The following is a 20,229-nucleotide window of genomic DNA, read 5'->3' as shown; positions in this document are numbered from 1 at the left end:
GAGGACGCTTTTGGTAGTAGGTTGTTTGCTACTTAAGCGGGCATTAATAATTTAACGAGATTTGATAATGAAATACAAAAGAGAAGGTAGCGGAGATTACCTTGTATTGGTTCATGGAGCATTGACTGATAGCTCTATGTGGAATGATCACTTGGCGTATTTAGCTGCTGATTTTGAAGTGGTGTCTATTACGTTACGTTGTTTTGATGAAGGTGATGTAGAAGGTTTTGGTTTAAATACTCACGCTGATGATTTAGCTGAGTTTGTTAATCAGCTTTCCAAGGATAAAACAGTCAATATAGTTGGCTGGTCGTATGGTGCGGATGTGGTGTTGAATGCTTTAGTAAATCACGACTTGTCTGTTGCTAAGGTGTTTCTATATGAGCCTGGTTATCCCGGATGTTTACAAGAACCAGAGTTGGGGGTATGGCAGCTAGATGCAAACAAAATGTTTGGGCCAGTGTTTGAGCATTTCTCAAGTGGTAACCTTGCGCAAGCAGTAGAGTCTTTGATTGATGGATCAGGAAATGAGCAAGGCTATTTTCATGGTCAAAGTGAGGCGGTGAAGGCGCTTCAGCTTGCTAAAAAATATACTTTGTCTTATCAGCTCAATCAAAAAGAGCAGCCTTTGATAGATGCTGAGACTGTGTCAAAAATCAATGTCCCTGTTGTTTTTGGTTATGGTGAGAACACTCGTGACCTTTTTAAGTTGGTGACCGTTGGAACGTCAGGGTTGTTAAGCAATAGCCGACTAAAAGAATTACTCGGTGAAAGTCACATGATGCCGCAAGAGAAGCCAAGAGAGTTCTCAAAATATATTAAGAACATATTTTCACCATAGAGTTAATGTTAATTAATAAGCCGACTACCTTTGTGAGGCTGTGATATCAGGGGCGAGAGAAATTACTTCTTGTGACTGACTTGTCTCATCTAAGCAAATACCTTTCGGTATGTGACAAAAATTACCCGCTTAGCTTTTTCTTGAATTAAAGAGCGGAATACAAAGCATTTGAATGGCATGAGTTTGAAGCCTGATACGCTAAAGCTGGTCAGGCTCTCTATGCCTATGTGGGCCCATTCGATATGAGACCTTTGATAAGTATTATGTCTGAATTTGATTTCGGCCAGCTTGTTTAGCGCGGTACATTTTTTGGTCTATTTCTACCAAAATGCTTTCTAAAGAATGATTGTCACTAAATTCGGATAGGCCGAGACTAATGGTAATGTTAATTTGCAAAGGAAAATTATGTAATTGAATAGCTGAAAACACTTTCTCTGCAATGTTTAGCGCCATTATTTTATCTGTATTTGGGCATACGATAACAAACTCTTCACCGCCCCATCTTCCTAATGTGTCTGTATTACGAATCGCTTCCTTGATGACTTGAGCAAGCCTTATTAGAACCTGATCTCCCACGTCATGCCCAAACGTATCATTCACATGCTTGAAGTGGTCTACATCAAACATAAGCACGCTAAAGGGGTGTTGATTTTGCTCATAACTACTAACTTCGGTATGAAGTACTTCCATCATTTTGCGACGGTTTGCAATCGAGGTTAGCTGATCGGTATTAGAAATAGTACTAAGCAGCGTGTTTTTGTCTTTTAACTCAATGTTCTTCTGAATTAATGCTTTTTCAGTGAGTTTCTCAATGGCTTCCGATATCTTACCGATTTCGTTCTTGGGAAACACATATTTGCCTAATTCATCTTTCCCTTCGGTAATTTCCTGTACTCTTTGTTGCAGCCTTGTCAGGGGTAAAATCAGATGCCTACTTAATATATAGCTCATTAACCAAGTCGTAAAAAGAGACCCTATGACTATCATTAACAAAGTTGATGTAATGGTTTTTACAATCGGTTGTCGAATATCTGTCAAATTAACTTCGGTAACAACAATCCAGCCCAACTCATCAATACGATCAAAATGAGCCAGTTTTTTATGATCTCCATCATTGTAAGAAAGGCTGCCTGAAGCATTCATTTTCTTTGGTAAATGAGAAAAGATTTGTTGATGAAGTGTATCGGGGAGGGCTTCATCAGGATGAATCAGTATTTTACCCTCAGTATCCATGACAAAGTTGTATATAGTTGGATATTTTTCATCCTGAATAGCCAGTGCTTCAACAATGGAATCCATTCCCGCATCAATTGAAATAACACCAACAACCTTGTTATCTGCGTCTAAAAGCGTTTTCCCAAACGAAACCAACCACTCTTTAGAGTTAATATCTTGATAAGGCACACCTTCAGAAATTAGTGGCTTTGACTTGATTGCCGCCAGATACCAAGGGCGAACGGTGGAATTAAAACCTTCGGGTGCAGTGTAATCATTAATCAGCAAGGAGCCATCTTCATAGCCAGCAAAAATGTAATGTATGTTAGGTATGGTGTTTTGTAGTACCTCAAATAAACTTAGAATTTTTTCTTTGGTTTCTTGCTCACGAAAGCGACTATGGTCAACACCTGAAGCGGAGCTACCAGTGTATTCAACGGCTTTGCGTAAGGGGGCAACATAGCCTTTTATGAGCGTTGTGACAGATCGATTTTTATTACGAAGTACAGATTTAGCGTTATCTATCCCCTGTGTATACAAAAGTGAGGCAATAGAAATGCTGATAATGACAATGGTGATCAAAGCTAAAGTTGTGGTGATAGCAAAAATTTGGCGATGTAACTTTGAAAACTTTTTCATATAAAATGGCAAATAAGCTCTATTATCGGCTTCAGACACACAGTGTTCTTTAGACGGTTTTTCGATTAAAAATTGTTCGATACTGTCAAAAGGAACTTAGATTGTCTACATGTATTTCTGGTCTTAGCATAACGCTAACTAATAATGTCACTCGAAAATTATAGCCCTTTACTGCCTTCATAAGACGTGACTTTTGTATGAGTTTCGTTCAAACGTCTTGTTTTTTTGTTTAATGTTGCGTTTAGCAAGACGATTTAAGCCGTAAGGCATAGATTGCTTATTTGATGGGAGGCAGGCCTTCGAACACTGACCCTTAAACTCCATATAGTCGCGCAACTTCGTCGCGTCGAACTGGCTTCTTCGTAGCTAATCGTCTGCAAATTTATACCCAATATCGTAATGCCAGTCGTAGGGCGGATGAGGGAGGTACGACCGTGATCCGCCATTGAAAGCGAAGCTTTCATTGTTCAGGTAGGTCGAGCCTTTAGGCCGACAATCAGCTGTTATTGAGTTAATAATGAAAATGTATTTTAAATCGCTGGATGGCAGCTGAGCCATTTATAGCAGCTGATAGACACTATTATAAATACCTTTTCTAAATCATAAGGCCTGGGGGGGGAATCGCTTGCCTCTTTGGTCAAATCGCGCTACAAAAGAGCAAATGAAGAATCAACATAGCGGCGATCAAAGACCATCTGAAGCGGCATCCTCCAAACAGACTTTGGTGTTTAGCGATTTATTTAACAGGGAAGTCCCACCATGAAAAAAGCAAATCCCCTATATAGACAACGCAGCCGTTCAACAGTGGGTTATAACCGCAGCTACGCTGCCGTATAACCCTTAATTGTTATCTCTACTAGGATTGATTTAGTATGCGACACGATGAAATATCTGAAGAGCTAAAGGAGTCGTCCTTTGAGTATTTCTATTGGTTTTCTCGCTTCGAATTTGTTCTAAAGGAAAACGGGTTTCTGAAATCTGAAGATCAAGGAGCAAAGGCGGAGCCTAGCTGGGGTAAATTTAAGGATAAATTCAAAGACCAATATAATGCATCGAGTGAGGCAAAAGCTTTAATCGACCTACACCCGAAAAGACAAGTTGTTTCGGTCGGAAGAAGTTTAGAGTGGATCCCTGTTGGTTTGGATCACTGTACAAATGAGCTATGCAAAGTTATTACGATGCTATGTACTATCAGAAACAATTTGTTCCATGGTGGCAAGCATGGGGATTTCGAAGTTGACGATAAGCAGAGAAATCTATCCCTCCTGCACCAAGCGAAATTAGTTTTAGACCAACTTGCTACACAATTTGGTTATAACGATGACTATACACGCACATATTAAAGAAATAACAAGCAAAGGCAGCATCGTTACTACGTGGCTGGAACTCGCTACGCTAGGCCGCAGCTATGGGCGTTAAGCACAGGGAGAGATAATTTTGACTCAAGGTGAAAAATACACATTAATCTTTACAGCTATTTTAGGTTTTTTGGGCGCCTTTATTGGAAGTATTGTTTCTCCAGTTCTTACAGCCAATTACGAAGAAAATATTTGGCTGAGACAAAGCGTTATGGATCAAAAAGGCAAAATCTTCGAAAAGAGAGTAGGCATTATCGAAAGGGCTTCGAAGATTTTGAATTCAAAGTCCAAAGCAAAAGACTATCGAGAAACATTAAAATTCTATGCAAAGCAAGCTGAAGAATCTTCGACATGCTTCAGGCAAATCGAAGAGTATTCTAACTTCAGTAACTGCTCTGATATTTTTAAAATAAAAGACGCATCAGAGACGTTGCAAGCAATGTCTGATCTAGATAGCGAATATGCTGCAACAATCCAGCTTGCGGCTATCTATTTTGGAGAAAAAACTAAGGCTGTTTGTGATAGCTTGGCTTCAAATCCTAAATGGTGGCTTGAAGATGAAAAGCTCACTCGTCGGCTTCTTACTGCAATGAACGAAGAGCTACAAACCTACAACATAGAGTATGTTACTGATGTAGCTAAAGTGAGGTAGCATGCTTAACAATCCAAAACACGCGGACATGGTAAAGCTGTCACCTTGTTTATTCCAAAAAAGACATCATCTTCACCATGCCGGTGTTTGTGGATTTAGCCATCTATGGAGTCGATATGAATCGTAGTTTACGTAAAGGAACAACGAGTATTTATTTTCAACACCTAAATACTGGACATGATATTCGTGGCAAACTTGTAGAGTCTGAATTGAAAAGTGATTTGGCCATTTTGAGGTACACGTTATCACCAATGAGTGGCGACCAAAAACATGATGAGAGTTATCTTCATGACGATCTATTAGTGTCAGCGTACATTAATGATGAGAGAGTTATTGATGGTTTTAGAGATCATATTAAACATAGCCCTGTAAAAGTAACTTCATATAAACTTGAATTATTATCCCGTGGTAAAAAACTTGAATTCTTTGTCACACCAAAATTGGATAAGCAAGGCGATCTACGAACATTACACTTAACGGTTAACAATGGCTAACAAGTTGCTTAAACGGAATAAAAGCAGTTGGCAGTCGTTTCGCGATTATAGCCAACCATTTTTACCTGCTTAGAAAGGCGTTAACCGCCCAGTAAGGATCAGAGTATATGGAAAGTATGAATGACCTTTCTACAATTGAAAGATTGAAAATCCTTAAATCTATAAGGATTGGTTGCTCTTCGGACTCCGACTTTGATTCATATCTCGAGCAACACTCAGGCGAATTGACTAAGGCAGAAGCCAAGAGAAGAATCGATGGCTTGTTACTTGAAGATGAGTTTTTGCTTTTGTGCAAGCTGATGAAGGCTTGTCATTTAATCAATGGAATTGATCAAGGGTTTTCTATAGAGAATGGGCTAAAGTGTCCAGACTTCTTGGCAGTATTCGATACTAAGGAAAATCTCTACGATTCTAATTCAGAATTGAAAATGTACCCTGCTTTCGTTGAAGTCAAAACAACGGATAGCATGGAAACGAAGAAGCTAGGGTCTGGGTTTCTAGATAAGTATGCTACTTATGCTAAGTCATTTAGTCATCCACTATTTATAGCGTCACGACTGAACTTGAATGAGCAGCAACAATGGTGGGTTATTCAAACTATCGACCAATTTAAAAATTTCGGTCGTAAGGCTAGCGTTGAATGCCTCTCAAGCTGTGTTAATCACCTTTTTCTAAATGATTATTTTATAACAACTGCACAAGATTTACTTATTGATTTTACATTTTCTGTACAGCCGGAGGCGTCAAGAATTCATGATCCGAAGCATGGCTACTTAAAGTGTGTCACAGTAAGGTACGGGGAAAAATATATCGCCCTAGAGCAAAGCCATTTCATATTTAACTTATTTCTAGACTGCTTTGCTCAGAAGATTATTTCAGTGAAAGAGCAAGGCGAATTTGTTTTTGTGACGAGATCTATTAATTTTATGCAGGATCAGTTACTAAGTGACATGTTGCTCAGAGTAAATTTTAGCATTCTAGACGGGAATAACTCTCGATATTCGAGTGCTAGCAGGTTGCTAGCCCTTTTAGAAAATGGTAAGGCATTTGTTCTTTATAGGGACTTTATTGAAAAATCCCTTAGTTTTTTCAACTCAGAATCTCTTTTATTTATGGTAACAAAGATTGGCGATGAAGCGGAAAATGAAAACCTTATCAGTTCATTGCGCAACAACGGTTAACAAGGCGCGGCAATTCGCCCCCTGTGGGTGCCGGACGCTCGCAAGCTCGCGCCGTTGAGCTTCTCGTTAAATGTCAAGGAGATTCAGTGTCAGCAAAGAAAATGCTAGGAGTCGCAATTTTAGTTAATGCGGTTTACATCTGTTTGGAGTTGATCACTAATATTGATCAGCTAAAGCAGTCATCCGATGCCTTCGCTGCTCCTGAAGATTCATTTTGGCTTTTCTCGACTCTGCTATTTGTGAACTCTTTATTCGTTGTATCGGCCGGGATTCTCGGGATATATTTTCTCAAGGTCGAAATGTTGCTTCTTAGGTATACCATCCCGCTTTCAGTATTAATGGGGTTGTTTGGTGGCTTTAGTGTCATTTTAGGTTTGTTGGCTATAGGATCTAGTGTCCTTCAAAGGTATAAGCCAAGTGCAATTTAACAAACGTAATCAGCGCGAGATTTATTCCGGTACATTTTATGTGGCGGCCGCTACGCTGGCATAAAACAATCACCTACATAAATTCGCCTGCTATGGGTGTTGACCCTCTCATGGAGCGCTGATGCTAAGAACAATAGTTCAATTATTATCGTTAGCACCTCTGTTTTAGCTACTCATCTTAGCGTTAGGCATTTTAATTATGAATCTCACTAAAGGAAGTAAAGTGGTCGTTGTATTAGCAGTGCTTTCAATAGCGTTGTTTTTATACATGCTTTATTTTCGTGCTTTCATATATGCAGACATGTATATGGCTCCAGACGAACCCTACGGGATATCAGACATCATTGAGCTTTTGCTTGGAGCGGTGTTTATTCTATTATCACTCGTTTCGGGCGTTGTCTCTTTAGCTTTATTTATTCGTGGCGCAACACAATCCAAAGTTTGGGCTGTCGGTCTAGTTGTCACTCATGCAGTTATGTATTTATCGTTTGCTTCAATGCATGCTCTGGCAGCAAATTATGGTTCTGTATAATAAGTTTGGTTAGCCTTGTCCCAGTAAAAAGTAGCGGTTCACTTTGTTCTGAAGGTACGACTTACAAGATGAAAGCTTCGCTTTCAGCGTCAGATCACGCCTCGTTCCTCGTCTCATCAGACCTACGTTCTTTGGTTTTCCAGCATCGGATTTCCAAAGTTGTCCCTTCGACGCAATCCCGATTGCGCGACCTTATGGAGTTTCAGAGTCATTGTTTGACGGTCTATCTCCCTCCGAATAAACAATCCATGCCTTACGATGTAACGAGCGTAGGGGAACAATCATGGTCCTACACAGAAAAGCAGGCATTAAAGATCTTAAAGAGACCTTTTGGTTACTTTTGCGGATCTGGGCAAAAGTTACCCGCTCAGCAGAGCGGAAAGAAGTTTACGAATACAAAGTCATTGAGAAGAAACAAATATACCTGAAGAACCAAGGAACAACCCCATCCTCCGCCTTCCCCTTGGAAAACAAAAGGGGAAGGGACTAAGCCCCGTTCAACAGCGCGGAATAAAGGCGCGACTTACAAGATGAAAGCTTCGCTTTCAGCGTCAGATCACGCCTCGTTCCTCGTCTCATCAGACCTACGTTTTTTGGTTCCCAAAAGCGGAAGGGACTTAATGTAATAACCCATTAATACCTTTTTGCGTTCTCTAGCTGTTACAACATAGGACGTTTTAACTAAAACAGGAGAAGGTGTCATGTCGAATAAAAAAATCTTAATGATCACGGGTGATTTCACGGAAGATTACGAAACTATGGTGCCGTTTCAGGCGTTGATGAGTGTTGGCCATACGGTGCATGCGGTGTGTCCAGATAAGAAGTCTGGCGATACGGTGGCGACGGCGATTCATGATTTTGAAGGCGATCAAACCTATACGGAAAAACCGGGGCACTGTTTTGCGTTGAATGCGACTTTTGCCGATATCAAGGTAGAAGATTACGATGCTTTGGTGATTCCTGGTGGTCGAGCGCCTGAGTATCTTCGTTTGAATAAAGCCGTGGTTGCTATGGTTAAGCATTTCTTTGATAACAATAAACCGGTGGCGGCGGTGTGTCATGGTGCGCAGTTGTTGGCCGCGGCGGGTGTGTTGGAAGGTAGGAAGTGTTCTGCTTATCCTGCGTGTCAGCCTGAGGTGGAGCTTGCGAAAGGGGAGTTTATGGATATTCCCGTGGATCAAGCGGTGACCGATGGTAATTTGGTAACTGCGCCTGCGTGGCCTGCTCATCCTGCTTGGCTTGCTCAGTTTTATGTTTTGCTAGATAAATAACAAGCTGAGAGTTGATGAGTACATTGGGACGGATTTGATTTTGTCATGAGGTAGTAAAAGTTAAATTCGTCCGACTATTTTTCCTTTTCATCAGCTAGACTGTTTGCATTGAGTTATTTTATTCCAAAAATAAAAAACGTCATTCAATAGGAAAAATACAATGTGTAAGCTCTTCGTGAATTCAGATCCTAGCCTGTGGGAAAATGTCACTCGTTCCTTGCGTATTGATGGCATGGTCACCAGTATTCGATTGGAAAGTTTCTTTTGGTTTACGTTGGAAGAGATTGCCCTGCGCGATAAGTTGTCTTTGGCGCAGATGATTGCCAAGCTCAATCACGAAGCTTTAGATGCCGGTCATAACTTGGATAATTTCACGTCTTTTCTCCGAGTGTGTGCGATGCGCTACTTGCATTTGCAAGCCATTGGTATGTTGCCTCATTCCCATGAAGTGAGCATCGCGTCTCTTAATACGGATCGTATTCTTGAACAGGAGAGATACTATCTAGAGACGCATCAGTAACCATTTGAGACCTTTTTACGACTACTGTGCTCACCAATACTTTGTTAAAAACAGACTCAAAATACTCATTTATAACCCATAAACTCCGCTTTTTCGTCTGTTTTTGCCTCGTCTTGGTTTCGCTCGTTACATCGTACAAAGGACTCAATATTTATTAGAGGTTATTTTTGTCCAAACATTTTCATTAAGGTCCCGTCTTTTAATACGTATTGATGGAACAGTGCGGCGAAAGCGTGAAGTAATACCAAAGACATCATGATGTTCATGGCAATTTCGTGTACATCTCCCATGCTGTGAATGCCTAAGTACCAAGCGGTTGCGCCAAACACAGGCACTAAAAACATCAGTAAATATAAGATTTCATGGACAATACGAGACACTCGGTCGAGTAAGTTCGTTGAGGCTGTTTTGGCTTTTTTAGACAGGAAGCGCACTATGATGCGTATTACGACCAAGGCAATAACGGCCAATCCAACATATACATGCAATGATGCCACTAGGTTATAGCCTGCATTGCTGTCATCAAGGTGTTGACGAAAAGCGCGCCCCATCCCTTCACTGACGAAGTAGTTGAAAATAATTAAGGCGGCAATAGCCCAGTGCAATAGGATTTGGGCTGTATTGTAGGATCGCTCTTGGTTTTGCATTTTAATCTCCATCGTTAACCGGTTGGCGAAGTGACTCTGCTTTTACCAATGAACTTTAGCGAGGCAAGATTAAGGTTTTCTTAACGGCTATTTCATTGAGCATATATTTCTAGATTTCTGCCTATCTCGCCTAAAATGCTCACGTCGTTTCCTATATAATGTGCGCCATCTCGTTGTTACGATTCATTCAGTTTAAGCTTTTCATTGTTAGAAAGGCTTTTTATTAGGTAAACGGCACTTTATGTTTAACGCTTCATCTACTCGTTTAAATAAATACATCAGCGAAAGCGGTATCTGCTCTCGAAGGGACGCTGACCGCTTTATTGAACAAGGTAATGTGTTCATCAATGGCAAGCGTGCTTCGGTGGGCGATCAGGTGGTTGCTGGCGATACGGTGCGAGTGAATGGGCAAATTATCGAACCGCAAGACGCGGATGATTTTGTTTTTATTGTGTTGAATAAGCCAGTTGGCATAGTGAGTACTACGGAAAGCTCCGAGAAAAATAACATTGTCGATTTTGTTAGCCATGGGGTGCGTATTTTCCCAATTGGTCGTTTGGACAAGGATTCTCAGGGTTTGATCTTTTTGACCAATAATGGCGATCTGGTCAATAAGGTATTGCGTGCCGGGAATAACCACGAGAAAGAATATTTAGTGACGGTGAATAAGCCGATCACAGATGACTTTATTGCAGGTTTGGCAGGTGGTGTGCCGATATTAGGGACGATGACGAAGAAGTGTCCGGTGAAAAAAGTCACGGCGAATGTGTTTAACATTACTTTAGTGCAAGGCTTGAACCGTCAGATTCGTCGTATGTGTGAGCATTTTGGCTATGAAGTCATGAAGCTTGAACGCACGCGGATTATGAATGTCAGTCTGAAAGGTGTTCCAGTGGGTGAGTGGCGAGATTTAACACAGAAAGAATTGTCTGTGTTGCTAAAGTCTATTGAAGATTCTTCTTCAGAAGCCAGTGCGCCAGCTAAGAAGTCTCGTAATGCACCGCGTAAAAATACGCGTTCTGATGGTGCGTCAAAACCGAAAGCTTCAACAAAACCAGGCGCTGCGACGAAAGGTAATACTAAGCACCCTAAAGATGATTCTAGAAAGCCGGCGGGTTCGAAAGGAAAAGATCGTCGTCCTTTTGGTAATGGTAAGAAGCCTGCGGGTAATGGCGCTGGTGGAGACAAACGTCCGACAGGTAAGCCAAGTGGGGCGCCAAAAGGTAACGGTAAGCCAGCTCCTAAAGGTAAGCGTCCTGCAAACGGTCGTGGCCCTAATAAATCGTCGCGTCCATAGAGAACAATAAAAAGCCCTAATGATGAGTTAGGGCTTAGATGACTCGAATGTGATACCACCATGAGATTTAGTGGCTAGCAGGCGAGGTTATTTTCCTAATATAGTGTTGGTGGTCGACTTTTTAGACACCTTCGCTGCTTTCTTTTCTTTTGCCGTTAAAAGCGGTTTCTTCTTTGTATCTTTCTTACTGTTTTGACCCTTGCTCATGATATTCACCATCAGTCATAACTGTATAACCTTCGTGGGCTCTTGCCTACGTTAGGGCTGTTGCTACGTACGGTTGGTATCGACGCCGTAAAAATTTGCTACGCAGCCAGCTGAGTATGTGCTTATTGCAGAGCAAGTAAAGGGCTATTTGAGGTGAAAATAGTAATTTTTTTGTCGTTGTTTTTTTGCTTTCTTGGTACTCAAAAAAGTTATCATTGAGACACTATTGTAAGTTTGAAGCAGTCGTTTTTATTTTGTTTATAATGGGTGAGTCGATAAGGAAAACGGTATCTCTTTGTGTTGTTTTTCGTTTATTACTTAAGAGCTTTTAAGGATGGTTATGTACACAGACGAAGATTTAAATTTAGCTGTGAAGAAGGGCGTTTTTTCAGCCCATTCAGTAGAGGAGTTCCGTCAGCTTGTATCGTCCTCAAACGGCTCATCGGCAGTAGATGAAGAGAACTTTCGTCTGGTGGGTGGGTTTAACGATATTTTTATAGTCATTGCTTGTGCTTTGCTGTTGTTTTCATCGCTTTGGGTGTTGATGTCAATGAATGAAAGCTTGGCGTATTTGGTGTTTGCTGGCTTATCTTGGGGATTGTCAGAAATCTTTGTTAAACGCCGAAAAATGGCGTTACCTGCCATTGTGTTGCTACTGACTTTTGTGGGCGGGGCGTTTAATTTCGCAGGGTCTTTATTAGGTGATCAGTCTAGCTATGCGGTGATTTTTTCGACCGCAGTGTCTACTTTGGCAGCTTACCTTCATTGGCGTCGTTTTAAGGTGCCTATTACGGTCGCTGTTGGTACAGGAACGGCCTTAGCGTTATTGGGTTCCAGTGTACTGAGCTTTTTTCCTCAAAGCGCAGGCTTTCTGATGGTCACTTTGTTTTTATGCGGGTGTGTGGCGTTTGCTTTGGCTATGTATTGGGATGCCGGTGATACCAGCCGCACTACACGCAAATCTGATGTGGCTTTTTGGTTGCATTTACTAGCGGCCCCTTTAATTATTCATCCTATTTTTTCCAATTTGGGTATCTTAGAGGGCAATGAAAGTTTGAGTAATATGCTGCTGATTGTTCTTTTGTATTTGTTGATGACGGTGGTGTCTATCTCGATTGACCGTCGTGCTTTTATGGTATCGTCGCTGGTCTATGTGATTTACGCTTTGGTGAGCTTGTTTGAGCATTATGGTGGTGTGGGTTATAGCTTTGCTGTGACGGGTGTTGTAGTCGGAGCGTCTTTACTGCTGTTGTCTTTTTATTGGCACACGGTTCGATCTGTTTTTGTGCAAAGACTGCCTGAACGTATACAAGGCTATCTTCCAGTGATTAAGAAGGTATAGATATGTTTTTTCGTTTTATAGGTATTGCACTGATTGTATTTTTGTCTGGCTGTAGCGCCTTAAAGGATACGATGGATGTTCGTAAGCCAACAGCATCGATAACGGGTGTTTCGGTCAAAAGTGTGTCGACAAAATCCATGACATTGCTGATGGAAGTTAAAGTGAATAACCCCAACTCGTTTGACCTTAAAACGGCGGGTGTCGATTTGGATTTATTGATAAATGAACACAAAGTTGTGAAGATAAATCAGCCTGATGTTAATTTATCTTTGCCTGCCGAAGGCAGCAATAGTATGCGCCTTCCTGTGACATTGATGTTTGATCAAATTCTTGAAAGTGTTGGGGGCTTGCCTGATAAAGACGGCCTGAAATATGTTGTGAAAGGTGCTGTGGCGATCAATTTGCCTGTACTGGGTGACTTTGATGTGCCGGTTGATTATTCCGGCACTCTCTCGATTCCTAAACGACTTGATATGTTTTTTTAGCTTTGTTGTTAGCAATAAATGTTGCGTACTAGCACATTGCTTTATAGCGAATGTTAATTTATGAAGTTAAGCCGATGATAGTCAATACTATGCAGTAACGATAAAGGTAAGGGGTAACTAAAGGGGTTACTATTTTCTGGGAATATCTTTGATAGCTTGATTCTTACCTGCATCCTCGTGTTAGATAGAGGACGCTTAGTGCTTTTATTAGGGTTCATTTTAGTCGTGGTTTTTTAGTATGAGTCATGCCGTATTTTATGAAAATATAACGACTTGTGAAGAGTGCGACTTTATTAACGAGATTCCTCCGTTACATAGAGGAGAGCGTTTTCGTTGTCAGCATTGTGATCATGTTTTGGTCAGTGCTCATCAGCATGTTGCTGCAAGGATTATAGGAGCAGGTCTTTCTTCTCTGTTAATGCTGGCATTGGCCATGAGTTTTTCTTTCCTTGGTTTTTCTAGCAATGGTATTGAGCGAAGCGTGACCTTGTTTGATACCTTGAGTGTGCTGCTTAGTCAGGGGTACCTTGTTCTAGGGGCATTAATCAGTCTGGCGTTGTTTATTTTTCCGCTGGTTTATCTGCTGTCTGTTTTATTTCTAATTTGGTCTTTTAGGCATCCGCATACCTTGAACCTTGCTCAACGTTATTGTCTACGTTGGATAACCGTTATTCAGCCTTGGTTGATGGTTGATGTGTTTCTTGTTGGGGTTTTAGTTGCTCTGGTCAAGATGAACAGTTTGGCCGATATTTCTTTTGAACTGTCTTTCTGGGCGTTTTGTGGTTATGTCCTGCTCTTGCTAAAAACAGTCACTTTGGTCGATAAACGTTGGTTTTGGAATCAAGTAGCTGGGAAGTCGGCTGAGCATGACGTGATTAAGGCAACGGCCAAGCAACAAGGGCTAATTGGCTGTCTTTTTTGTGGCGCTACCTTGTCTGGTGATGCGCAACATTGTGACCGCTGTGGGCATGCCGTTTATAGCCGACGACCAAAAAGTATTGGCACCACTGTTGCGTTATTAATTGCTTCCTTGGTGATGTACATTCCAGCTAATGTTTTTCCAATCATGCAAACGACATTTTTAGGTACTACTGAACCTTCTACTATTATGGGGGGGGTGTTGTTGCTTTGGTCGCTAGGCTCTTATCCTGTTGCCTTGATTATATTGCTGGCGAGTGTCGTTATTCCTCTTGCTAAAGTGCTGGCATTAAGCTGGTTGTGTTGGCAGAGCTATTTTCCGAGCCGCAAACAGACAGCACAAAAAATTAAGCTGTATCGTATTACCGAATTGATAGGGCGTTGGTCGATGATTGATGTTTTTGTGGTGGCTATTTTGACTAGTTTGGTTCAAATGGGTAATTTTATGTCTATTTTACCTGGCCCCGCGGTGTTGTCATTTACCGCTGTTATTGTGTTGACTATGTGGGCTGCGATGGCATTTGACCCTAGACTCTTATGGGATAAAGACGAAGCTCCTAGTAGCTCTTCTATAGAAAGGGGAAATGAGTGAGTGATCCAAATAAACAAGTAGAAAGTATGCGACAAGTCCGATTTAACTCTATTTGGCTTGTGCCCTTGATTGCGCTGTTAGTCGCAGGTTGGATGCTTTATCAAAACTGGTCAAGCCAAGGCCCAGTTATTACGCTGATTGCTGCCAATGCAGATGGGTTAGAGATGGGGAAAACCAAACTCAAATCCCGGAACGTCGACATAGGGCGAGTCATTGATATTCGTCTGAGTCCAGATTATGAAAAAGCCATTATTCAAATTCGGATGAATCATGGTACAGACAAAATGTTGCGTGATGATGCTAAGTTTTGGGTGGTTAAGCCTCGTGTGGGTAAAGAGGGGGTAAGTGGCTTAGGGACATTGTTATCGGGCGCTTATATTGATATGACGCCAGGCGTAAAGGGGCGATTGGAAACCGAGTTTACGCTTCTAAGTCAGCCGCCATTGTCTACTGAAGATGAGGGCGTGCGTCTTGTTTTATCTAGTACCGAGGGATCTAAGTTAGACGTTGGTGCTTTAGTGCATTTTCGTGGTTACGAAGTCGGTTATGTTGAAAAAGTTGGCTTTGATTCAGAAAAAGGAGCGATTACATATCGTATCGTTGTGCGTTCTCCGTATGATGCTTTGGTTAATAGTGACGTGCAGTTTTGGATGACTCCGGGGTTGTCACTAAAAAGCTCTGCCAGTGGTTTTGAAGTTCGTCTTGATTCATTAGAAACATTTTTTGCTGGTGGAATTTCGTTTGGCTTGCCTCCAGGTCGAACAGCAGGGCCACCGGTTAACGACATGGCTTCATTCCGCCTTTATTCGTCAAAAGAAAGCGCTGCGAACAATATGTACAATCAATTTATCAATTATGTATTTTTGTTTGAGAGCAACATTAGTGGCCTGACACCGGGTGCCGCCGTTGAGTTTCGAGGTGTGCGTATAGGTACGGTTCTTGATGTGCCATTTAATGGTATTCCAATGGACTCTTTAACTTCTCTTGATACGCCTTTGATCCCAGTACGAGCACGCATCGAGCCTCAACGCTTGAACTCCCTAGATACGTCGGAGGAATCATCATTACAAAAATGGAATGAATTAATCGAAGATCGTATTAATAAAGGTGTTAGAGCGACCCTTAAAATTGGTAACTATCTGAATGGTGCAAAGGTTATTAATATCGATTTTATAGCCAATCCACCGCCAGTAAAAATAAAAGAGTTTGCCGGTTATCAGATTTTCCCCACAGCACCGGATGCGCTTGCTAATATTGAAACCAAAGTGGGAAATATCTTAGATAATGTGTCTCAGGTTCCTTTAAATAGAACGTTTGAGCAGCTTGGGCAAACCCTGAGTGAAGCCAACGAAACATTACGCCAGTTACAAGAGCTGAGTAAAGGTGTGAAACAGTTGCTTGATAAATCAGAGACTCAAGCGATTCCTGCGGATCTTGCTGCCACTATTAATGAGTTAAATGTTACTTTGGAAACCTATCAGGCAAATGGCCAAATTGGTCGTCCTTTGAAAGAGAATATGGTGTCCCTAGGGCGAGCATTAAACGAGTTGCAGCCTTTGCTTCGTCAGTTGAGAGAAAATCCAAATACACTCATTTTTGATAGCAAACCGCGAGTAGATGTACAGCCAAAAGCAGCGAAATAGTTGAAAGGGATAAAATGAATATGATGATTTATGGGCGCGTTTTTTTGCTGGCTTTAATCGGTTGGATGATGACTGGTTGTGCCACGCAAACCCCACCCAGTAAAGAATATTTGTTGATGGATACTGGGCTACAAAATGTCCAACCTCAACCGACAAAAGCAATGTCTGTGCAACTTATGCCAATCGTAGTAGCCAATTACTTGGCAAGTAGCGAGATTGTCTTGGTCACAAAGCAGGGTGATGTTCATCGTTCTCAGAGTAATTTGTGGGCTGAGCCGCTATCACCACAATTAACGCGATTAACCCAGCAGCGATTGGAAAAAACCTTACCAAATATCACTTGGTTTGGTGGTCAGCGTCTGCCGTCTTATGCGATTGCTTTATTGAATATTGAAGTAGATGCTTTTTACGCAGATTTAGAAGGCATGATACATATTGTCGGTCGTTGGCAGGTGATTTCTGCCATGGGAGACTTGTCTGCTTCAAATACGTTTGATGTCAAAAGCGCCTTAAAATCAGATGGTTATTCAACCATGGTGCAAACACTGTCTGCCAGCTGGTTTGATCAAGTGATTGATCCTATGGCACAAGAAATAGCCCAGTCGTTCAAAGAATAAACCTTGTTTTTTGGCGTAAATAAAAAGGGACGGCGGATCTATTCGCGGTCCCTTTTTTAATCCCATTCAATTGATTCTTAGTGAGATTGATTGAACTCATTCATGGCAGCAATATGTTCTGGTCCAATACCGCAACAACCGCCAATTAACGTGGCGCCATCTGCCACCCATTGTTTAACCCATGCGAGGTAAGCTGGTGGTGTTAAATCTGCACGTAGTTCATCAAGACCATCGTTTGCTGTGGCATTTTTAGGTTGTGGTGGGAAAGCGTTGGCGTAAGCGCCGACTTGGATATTGCTAACCTTCAATGATGACAATACTTCTTGGGTGAGTCGAATCGCTTCGCCGATAATTTCAGGTTGGCTGCAATTAAACAGTATCGCATCGACGCCGATGGCTTGCATGGCGTTGACCGCCTCAACCACCGTTTCGCCAGACCGCAATAAAGGCTCTGCGGTTGGCTCTGAATCTTCAAGGGTAAAAGAGACCCAGAACGGTTTTTGATCGGTATCAATTTTATCGACAAGGGCTTTTACACGCGTAACTTCATCGATAAGGCTTTGGGTTTCTGATAACCAAAGATCCACATAAGGGTTGAGTGACTCAATAAGCGGAACAGCCAGCTCTTCAACACGATCGGCTTGATATAGATCTGCACGGTATGAACCGAACAGCGGAGCAAGAGACCCCGCGACTTTTGTACCTGTGCCGCTTTCGTCAGCGGCTTCACGAGCCACTTTTCCTGAAAGTACGGCAAGTGTTCGTCCTTGCTCTTTAAAAACGTCTTCGCCAATGTGAAAAGGAACTAGGGAATAACTATTGGTTGTGATGACGCGTGAGCCACTAGCAATGTAAGACTGATGTATTTCTTTTACAATGTTTGGTGCTTCCATCATCGCCAATGCAGACCATTCTGGTTGTTTAAATGGAGCGCCGCGGCGTGCAAGTTCTCGGCCCATGCCGCCATCAAGAATGGTAAATGAGGTCATATAAAATCCTACAGTATTTTAGTGTATGCGCGATTTTAGACGGATTTTTAAAGTATTCAATGGGCACACCAATTATCCAAGTGACACTATAGGTCTTTCGTATAGCGTTTGAGCATATCGGCGTTCGTTTCAGGCTCTGCGTTAATACCTAATTGGTCATTAATCATGACGCCCATAGCGGGTAGGGAGGATCGTTCGATTATTGCCTCACTAGACCAAAGCTTAGAACGCATTAACGCTTTTGCGCAGTGTAGAAAGACTTCAGTAATTTGTACTTCAATACAGGCTTTGGGTGGATTTTGTTCTTCTGAAAATAATGCCAAATAGTCTGGCGCTGTGCTTATGCGCGCCGTTCCGTTGATGCGTAAGGTTTCATCGACGCCGGGAATTAAAAATAGACAACCAATACTGTTGGTTGCCAATAAATTTACTAAGCTATCCAAACGATTGTTGCCTTTGGATTCTGGTATGACAATGCATTGCTCATTGATGGCTTTTACAAAGCCTGGTTTGCCCCCTCGAGGAGAGCTGTCAGCTTTGCCCTCAGCGTTGTAACTCGCTAGGGTGAAGAATGGAGATAAACGAATAAAGGCGGTTGAATGCTTTTCTAGCTTAGTCAGAAGCTTGTCTTTTGCTCGCCCTTTAGGGAAGCCAAATATTTCTCTTAGTTCCTCTTCAGACTCTATGTACATAGCAATATCCTTATTTTTGGGTGTCATATTTTGACTGTTTTTGGGGGTTGCTTGTGTTTTAAAGGAAATTAAAATTTAATGAATAATAGACATAATATATAGGAAGTGAATATGTTATCAATTTGGAAAGGACGAGGCTGGATTGCCCCTGTTATTTTCATTGCCTTTTTTGTGGATATTCAACGAGTCGTTGATTACTTTATGGGAGAGGGATTTTATAGCGATAATCGTTGGGTAAAAGTGTCGGCTTTAGTGGCCGTTGCTTGCTTAGTGGGCGTTATTGGTTATCTGTTAAATAGTCGCGATCGCATTATTCAGATTGATTCTGAAACAGGCAAAAAAACTCGGTCACCGGCACACACCCTGTTATTTTTGCCTGTTGAGGTATGGGCTGTCATTGTTCCCTGCATTTTCTTAGGCGTTGATTATTTTAATGCTGAGCAAGAAAATAAGACGCTGGCATATCTTGCCAAGCCAAAGGTTAATGACATCTATGGGGTAGATTTTGCTAAAATTTTTAAAAACGAAGATCCCGTTTATAAATACGGCACCATGGTGGTTGTCTCCGTAAATCTTAATGTTGTAGAAGTGCAAAGTAGCACTCATGCTTATGACGGCAAAAGTGGGGTAAGAAAAGACCTACATAATGGTAAGGCCAAAGAAGCATTTTATTATGTGGATGAAGTGACGCCATTTAATATTCGAGAGTTGCTTAAATTTTATGAAAATGGCGCTATCTATTCAGTACATCGAGAGTAGCGGTTTCTATTCGTTTTCTTGTAAGAAAGTATCCATAGCGTTTAGAACATGCTGAGGATGAGTCATGTGTAAACAATGTCCATTTCCTTCTACGACTTCCAGCTTGGCATTTTTCAATTTCTTTTGAGTGTATTCGCCTACGCTTTTAGCGACTAAGGTATCGTTTGAACTTTGTAAAATAAGGCACGGATGAGAGATGCTCGGCAATAATGACCGATAATCAGAGAAGAAAGTCGCTTTTGCAAAGGGTTTTGAGTAGGTCACATCAGTAGAACAAAAACTACTAAGTAACTCATGTACTAATGCATCATTCTCCGACATGCCAGGGCCAATAGGGGACAAGTCGTTACCCATTACTATTGGCGCTAGATAGTTTCCCCAGCCAATATAATCTTTATCCATTAACTGGATTAGGTTTTCCAAATCTTGTCTCTCAAAGCCGCCTTGGTACTCTTCGTCTATGTTTAAGAAACAAGGTGAAGGGCAAACTGCTACCAACTTTGAAAAAAGCTCAGGGCGTTGTTGGGCAACTATCCAGCCTATAGTGCTGCTGACAGAGTGGCCGACAAAAATAGCGTCTTTCAATTCTAAAGTGTCGCATATTTCAATGATGTCTAAAGCATAGCCTTCTAGCTGCTGATAGCGATTTTTTTCATAAGCTGAAAAGTCAGAATTGCCGCTACCGACATAATCAAATAGTAGTATTTTGTGTGTTTTTTCAAGAAAAGGCAGCATAAAACGCCACATGTTTTGATTGCAGCCAAAACCGTGCGCCAAAATAATTGTTTTTTCGCCTTTGCCCACTAGTTTGATGTTATTGCGGAGCATAATGTCTGCTGACAGGTGTTTTGTTTGCAGTGTTTTCAGCATTATAAAGTGTTCCTTCCTTTATTTGAGTTCAGTCCTGTCT

21 protein-coding genes are annotated in these 20,229 nt (G+C 41.6%); 16 read left to right on the top strand and 5 right to left on the bottom strand.

What is annotated here, in order from left to right:
• The first annotated feature begins 67 nt into the window (after positions 1 to 67).
• Entirely contained in the window at positions 68 to 841 is a 774-nt protein-coding gene (locus tag AC2A4J_RS12615; protein ID WP_484176259.1) for an alpha/beta fold hydrolase, read from the top strand.
• A 261-nt stretch (positions 842 to 1,102) separates the two neighbouring features.
• Here the strand turns inward: AC2A4J_RS12615 and AC2A4J_RS12610 are convergent, their stop codons facing one another.
• Positions 1,103 to 2,734: a sensor domain-containing diguanylate cyclase gene (locus tag AC2A4J_RS12610; RefSeq protein ID WP_484176258.1), complete on the bottom strand. Its 1,632-nt coding sequence runs from the start codon at positions 2,732 to 2,734 to the stop codon at positions 1,103 to 1,105.
• A gap of 833 nt (positions 2,735 to 3,567) precedes the next feature.
• On the opposite strand from AC2A4J_RS12610, the gene AC2A4J_RS12605 reads away from it, so the two are divergent.
• The 8 genes from AC2A4J_RS12605 (at position 3,568) to AC2A4J_RS12570 (ending at position 9,131) form a co-directional block, all read left to right on the top strand.
• Positions 3,568 to 4,038 carry a hypothetical protein gene (locus tag AC2A4J_RS12605; RefSeq protein WP_484176257.1) on the top strand — a complete coding sequence of 157 codons (471 nt, stop codon included), beginning with the start codon at positions 3,568 to 3,570 and terminating at the stop codon, positions 4,036 to 4,038.
• Positions 4,039 to 4,132: 94 nt separating this feature from the next.
• On the top strand, positions 4,133 to 4,705 hold the full coding sequence (locus tag AC2A4J_RS12600) for a hypothetical protein (RefSeq protein WP_484176256.1): 573 nt from the start codon (positions 4,133 to 4,135) through the stop codon (positions 4,703 to 4,705).
• A 116-nt stretch (positions 4,706 to 4,821) separates the two neighbouring features.
• Positions 4,822 to 5,199: a hypothetical protein gene (locus AC2A4J_RS12595; RefSeq protein WP_484176255.1), complete on the top strand. Its 378-nt coding sequence runs from the start codon at positions 4,822 to 4,824 to the stop codon at positions 5,197 to 5,199.
• Positions 5,200 to 5,306: 107 nt separating this feature from the next.
• Positions 5,307 to 6,380, top strand: a complete 1,074-nt coding sequence (locus AC2A4J_RS12590) for a hypothetical protein (protein ID WP_484176254.1) — start codon at positions 5,307 to 5,309, stop codon at positions 6,378 to 6,380.
• Positions 6,381 to 6,466: 86 nt separating this feature from the next.
• Positions 6,467 to 6,808, top strand: a complete 342-nt coding sequence (locus AC2A4J_RS12585; protein ID WP_484176253.1) for a hypothetical protein — start codon at positions 6,467 to 6,469, stop codon at positions 6,806 to 6,808.
• A 199-nt stretch (positions 6,809 to 7,007) separates the two neighbouring features.
• Positions 7,008 to 7,340: a hypothetical protein gene (locus tag AC2A4J_RS12580; RefSeq protein WP_484176252.1), complete on the top strand. Its 333-nt coding sequence runs from the start codon at positions 7,008 to 7,010 to the stop codon at positions 7,338 to 7,340.
• A gap of 701 nt (positions 7,341 to 8,041) precedes the next feature.
• Entirely contained in the window at positions 8,042 to 8,611 is a 570-nt protein-coding gene (locus AC2A4J_RS12575) for a DJ-1/PfpI family protein (RefSeq protein ID WP_484176251.1), read from the top strand.
• 160 nt (positions 8,612 to 8,771) lie between these two features.
• Positions 8,772 to 9,131: a ribbon-helix-helix domain-containing protein gene (locus tag AC2A4J_RS12570; protein ID WP_484176250.1), complete on the top strand. Its 360-nt coding sequence runs from the start codon at positions 8,772 to 8,774 to the stop codon at positions 9,129 to 9,131.
• Positions 9,132 to 9,292: 161 nt separating this feature from the next.
• Here the strand turns inward: AC2A4J_RS12570 and AC2A4J_RS12565 are convergent, their stop codons facing one another.
• Entirely contained in the window at positions 9,293 to 9,778 is a 486-nt protein-coding gene (locus AC2A4J_RS12565; protein WP_484176249.1) for a cytochrome b, read from the bottom strand.
• A 241-nt stretch (positions 9,779 to 10,019) separates the two neighbouring features.
• Here AC2A4J_RS12565 and rluF point away from each other — a divergent pair, with 241 nt between their 5' ends.
• From rluF to AC2A4J_RS12535, 6 genes are all read left to right on the top strand, one after another.
• Positions 10,020 to 11,075 (top strand): 23S rRNA pseudouridine(2604) synthase RluF, encoded by a 1,056-nt coding sequence (gene rluF, locus AC2A4J_RS12560; protein WP_484176248.1) that lies wholly within the window; start codon positions 10,020 to 10,022, stop codon positions 11,073 to 11,075.
• Positions 11,076 to 11,622: 547 nt separating this feature from the next.
• Complete coding sequence (locus AC2A4J_RS12555) at positions 11,623 to 12,624, top strand: hypothetical protein (protein ID WP_255825440.1); 1,002 nt, start codon at positions 11,623 to 11,625, stop codon at positions 12,622 to 12,624.
• A gap of 2 nt (positions 12,625 to 12,626) precedes the next feature.
• A complete protein-coding gene (locus AC2A4J_RS12550) occupies positions 12,627 to 13,109 on the top strand; it encodes an LEA/WHy family protein (protein ID WP_484176247.1) in 483 nt (160 codons plus the stop codon).
• Positions 13,110 to 13,347: 238 nt separating this feature from the next.
• Positions 13,348 to 14,619: a PqiA/YebS family transporter subunit gene (locus AC2A4J_RS12545; RefSeq protein ID WP_484176246.1), complete on the top strand. Its 1,272-nt coding sequence runs from the start codon at positions 13,348 to 13,350 to the stop codon at positions 14,617 to 14,619.
• Positions 14,616 to 16,262 (top strand): intermembrane transport protein PqiB, encoded by a 1,647-nt coding sequence (pqiB, locus tag AC2A4J_RS12540; RefSeq protein WP_255825434.1) that lies wholly within the window; start codon positions 14,616 to 14,618, stop codon positions 16,260 to 16,262. Before AC2A4J_RS12545 ends, pqiB begins: the two co-directional genes overlap by 4 nt.
• Before the next feature lie 14 nt (positions 16,263 to 16,276).
• Complete coding sequence (locus AC2A4J_RS12535; protein WP_484176245.1) at positions 16,277 to 16,879, top strand: PqiC family protein; 603 nt, start codon at positions 16,277 to 16,279, stop codon at positions 16,877 to 16,879.
• Positions 16,880 to 16,956: 77 nt separating this feature from the next.
• Here AC2A4J_RS12535 and AC2A4J_RS12530 read toward each other — a convergent pair whose 3' ends face one another.
• Positions 16,957 to 17,868 (bottom strand): homocysteine S-methyltransferase family protein, encoded by a 912-nt coding sequence (locus AC2A4J_RS12530; protein WP_255825430.1) that lies wholly within the window; start codon positions 17,866 to 17,868, stop codon positions 16,957 to 16,959.
• Between the two features lie 86 nt (positions 17,869 to 17,954).
• Complete coding sequence (locus tag AC2A4J_RS12525) at positions 17,955 to 18,560, bottom strand: MSMEG_1061 family FMN-dependent PPOX-type flavoprotein (RefSeq protein ID WP_484176244.1); 606 nt, start codon at positions 18,558 to 18,560, stop codon at positions 17,955 to 17,957.
• A 111-nt stretch (positions 18,561 to 18,671) separates the two neighbouring features.
• Here AC2A4J_RS12525 and AC2A4J_RS12520 point away from each other — a divergent pair, with 111 nt between their 5' ends.
• Positions 18,672 to 19,319, top strand: a complete 648-nt coding sequence (locus AC2A4J_RS12520) for a hypothetical protein (RefSeq protein ID WP_484176243.1) — start codon at positions 18,672 to 18,674, stop codon at positions 19,317 to 19,319.
• 6 nt (positions 19,320 to 19,325) lie between these two features.
• Here AC2A4J_RS12520 and AC2A4J_RS12515 read toward each other — a convergent pair whose 3' ends face one another.
• Positions 19,326 to 20,189, bottom strand: coding sequence for an alpha/beta fold hydrolase (locus AC2A4J_RS12515; RefSeq protein ID WP_484176242.1), 864 nt, complete (start codon positions 20,187 to 20,189; stop codon positions 19,326 to 19,328).
• Positions 20,190 to 20,229 lie beyond the last annotated feature (40 nt).

Source organism: Marinomonas sp. ATLA20 (assembly GCF_057180105.1).
The sequence above is the reverse complement of the archived record's forward strand: the minus strand, read 5'-3'. Positions and strand labels throughout refer to the sequence as shown.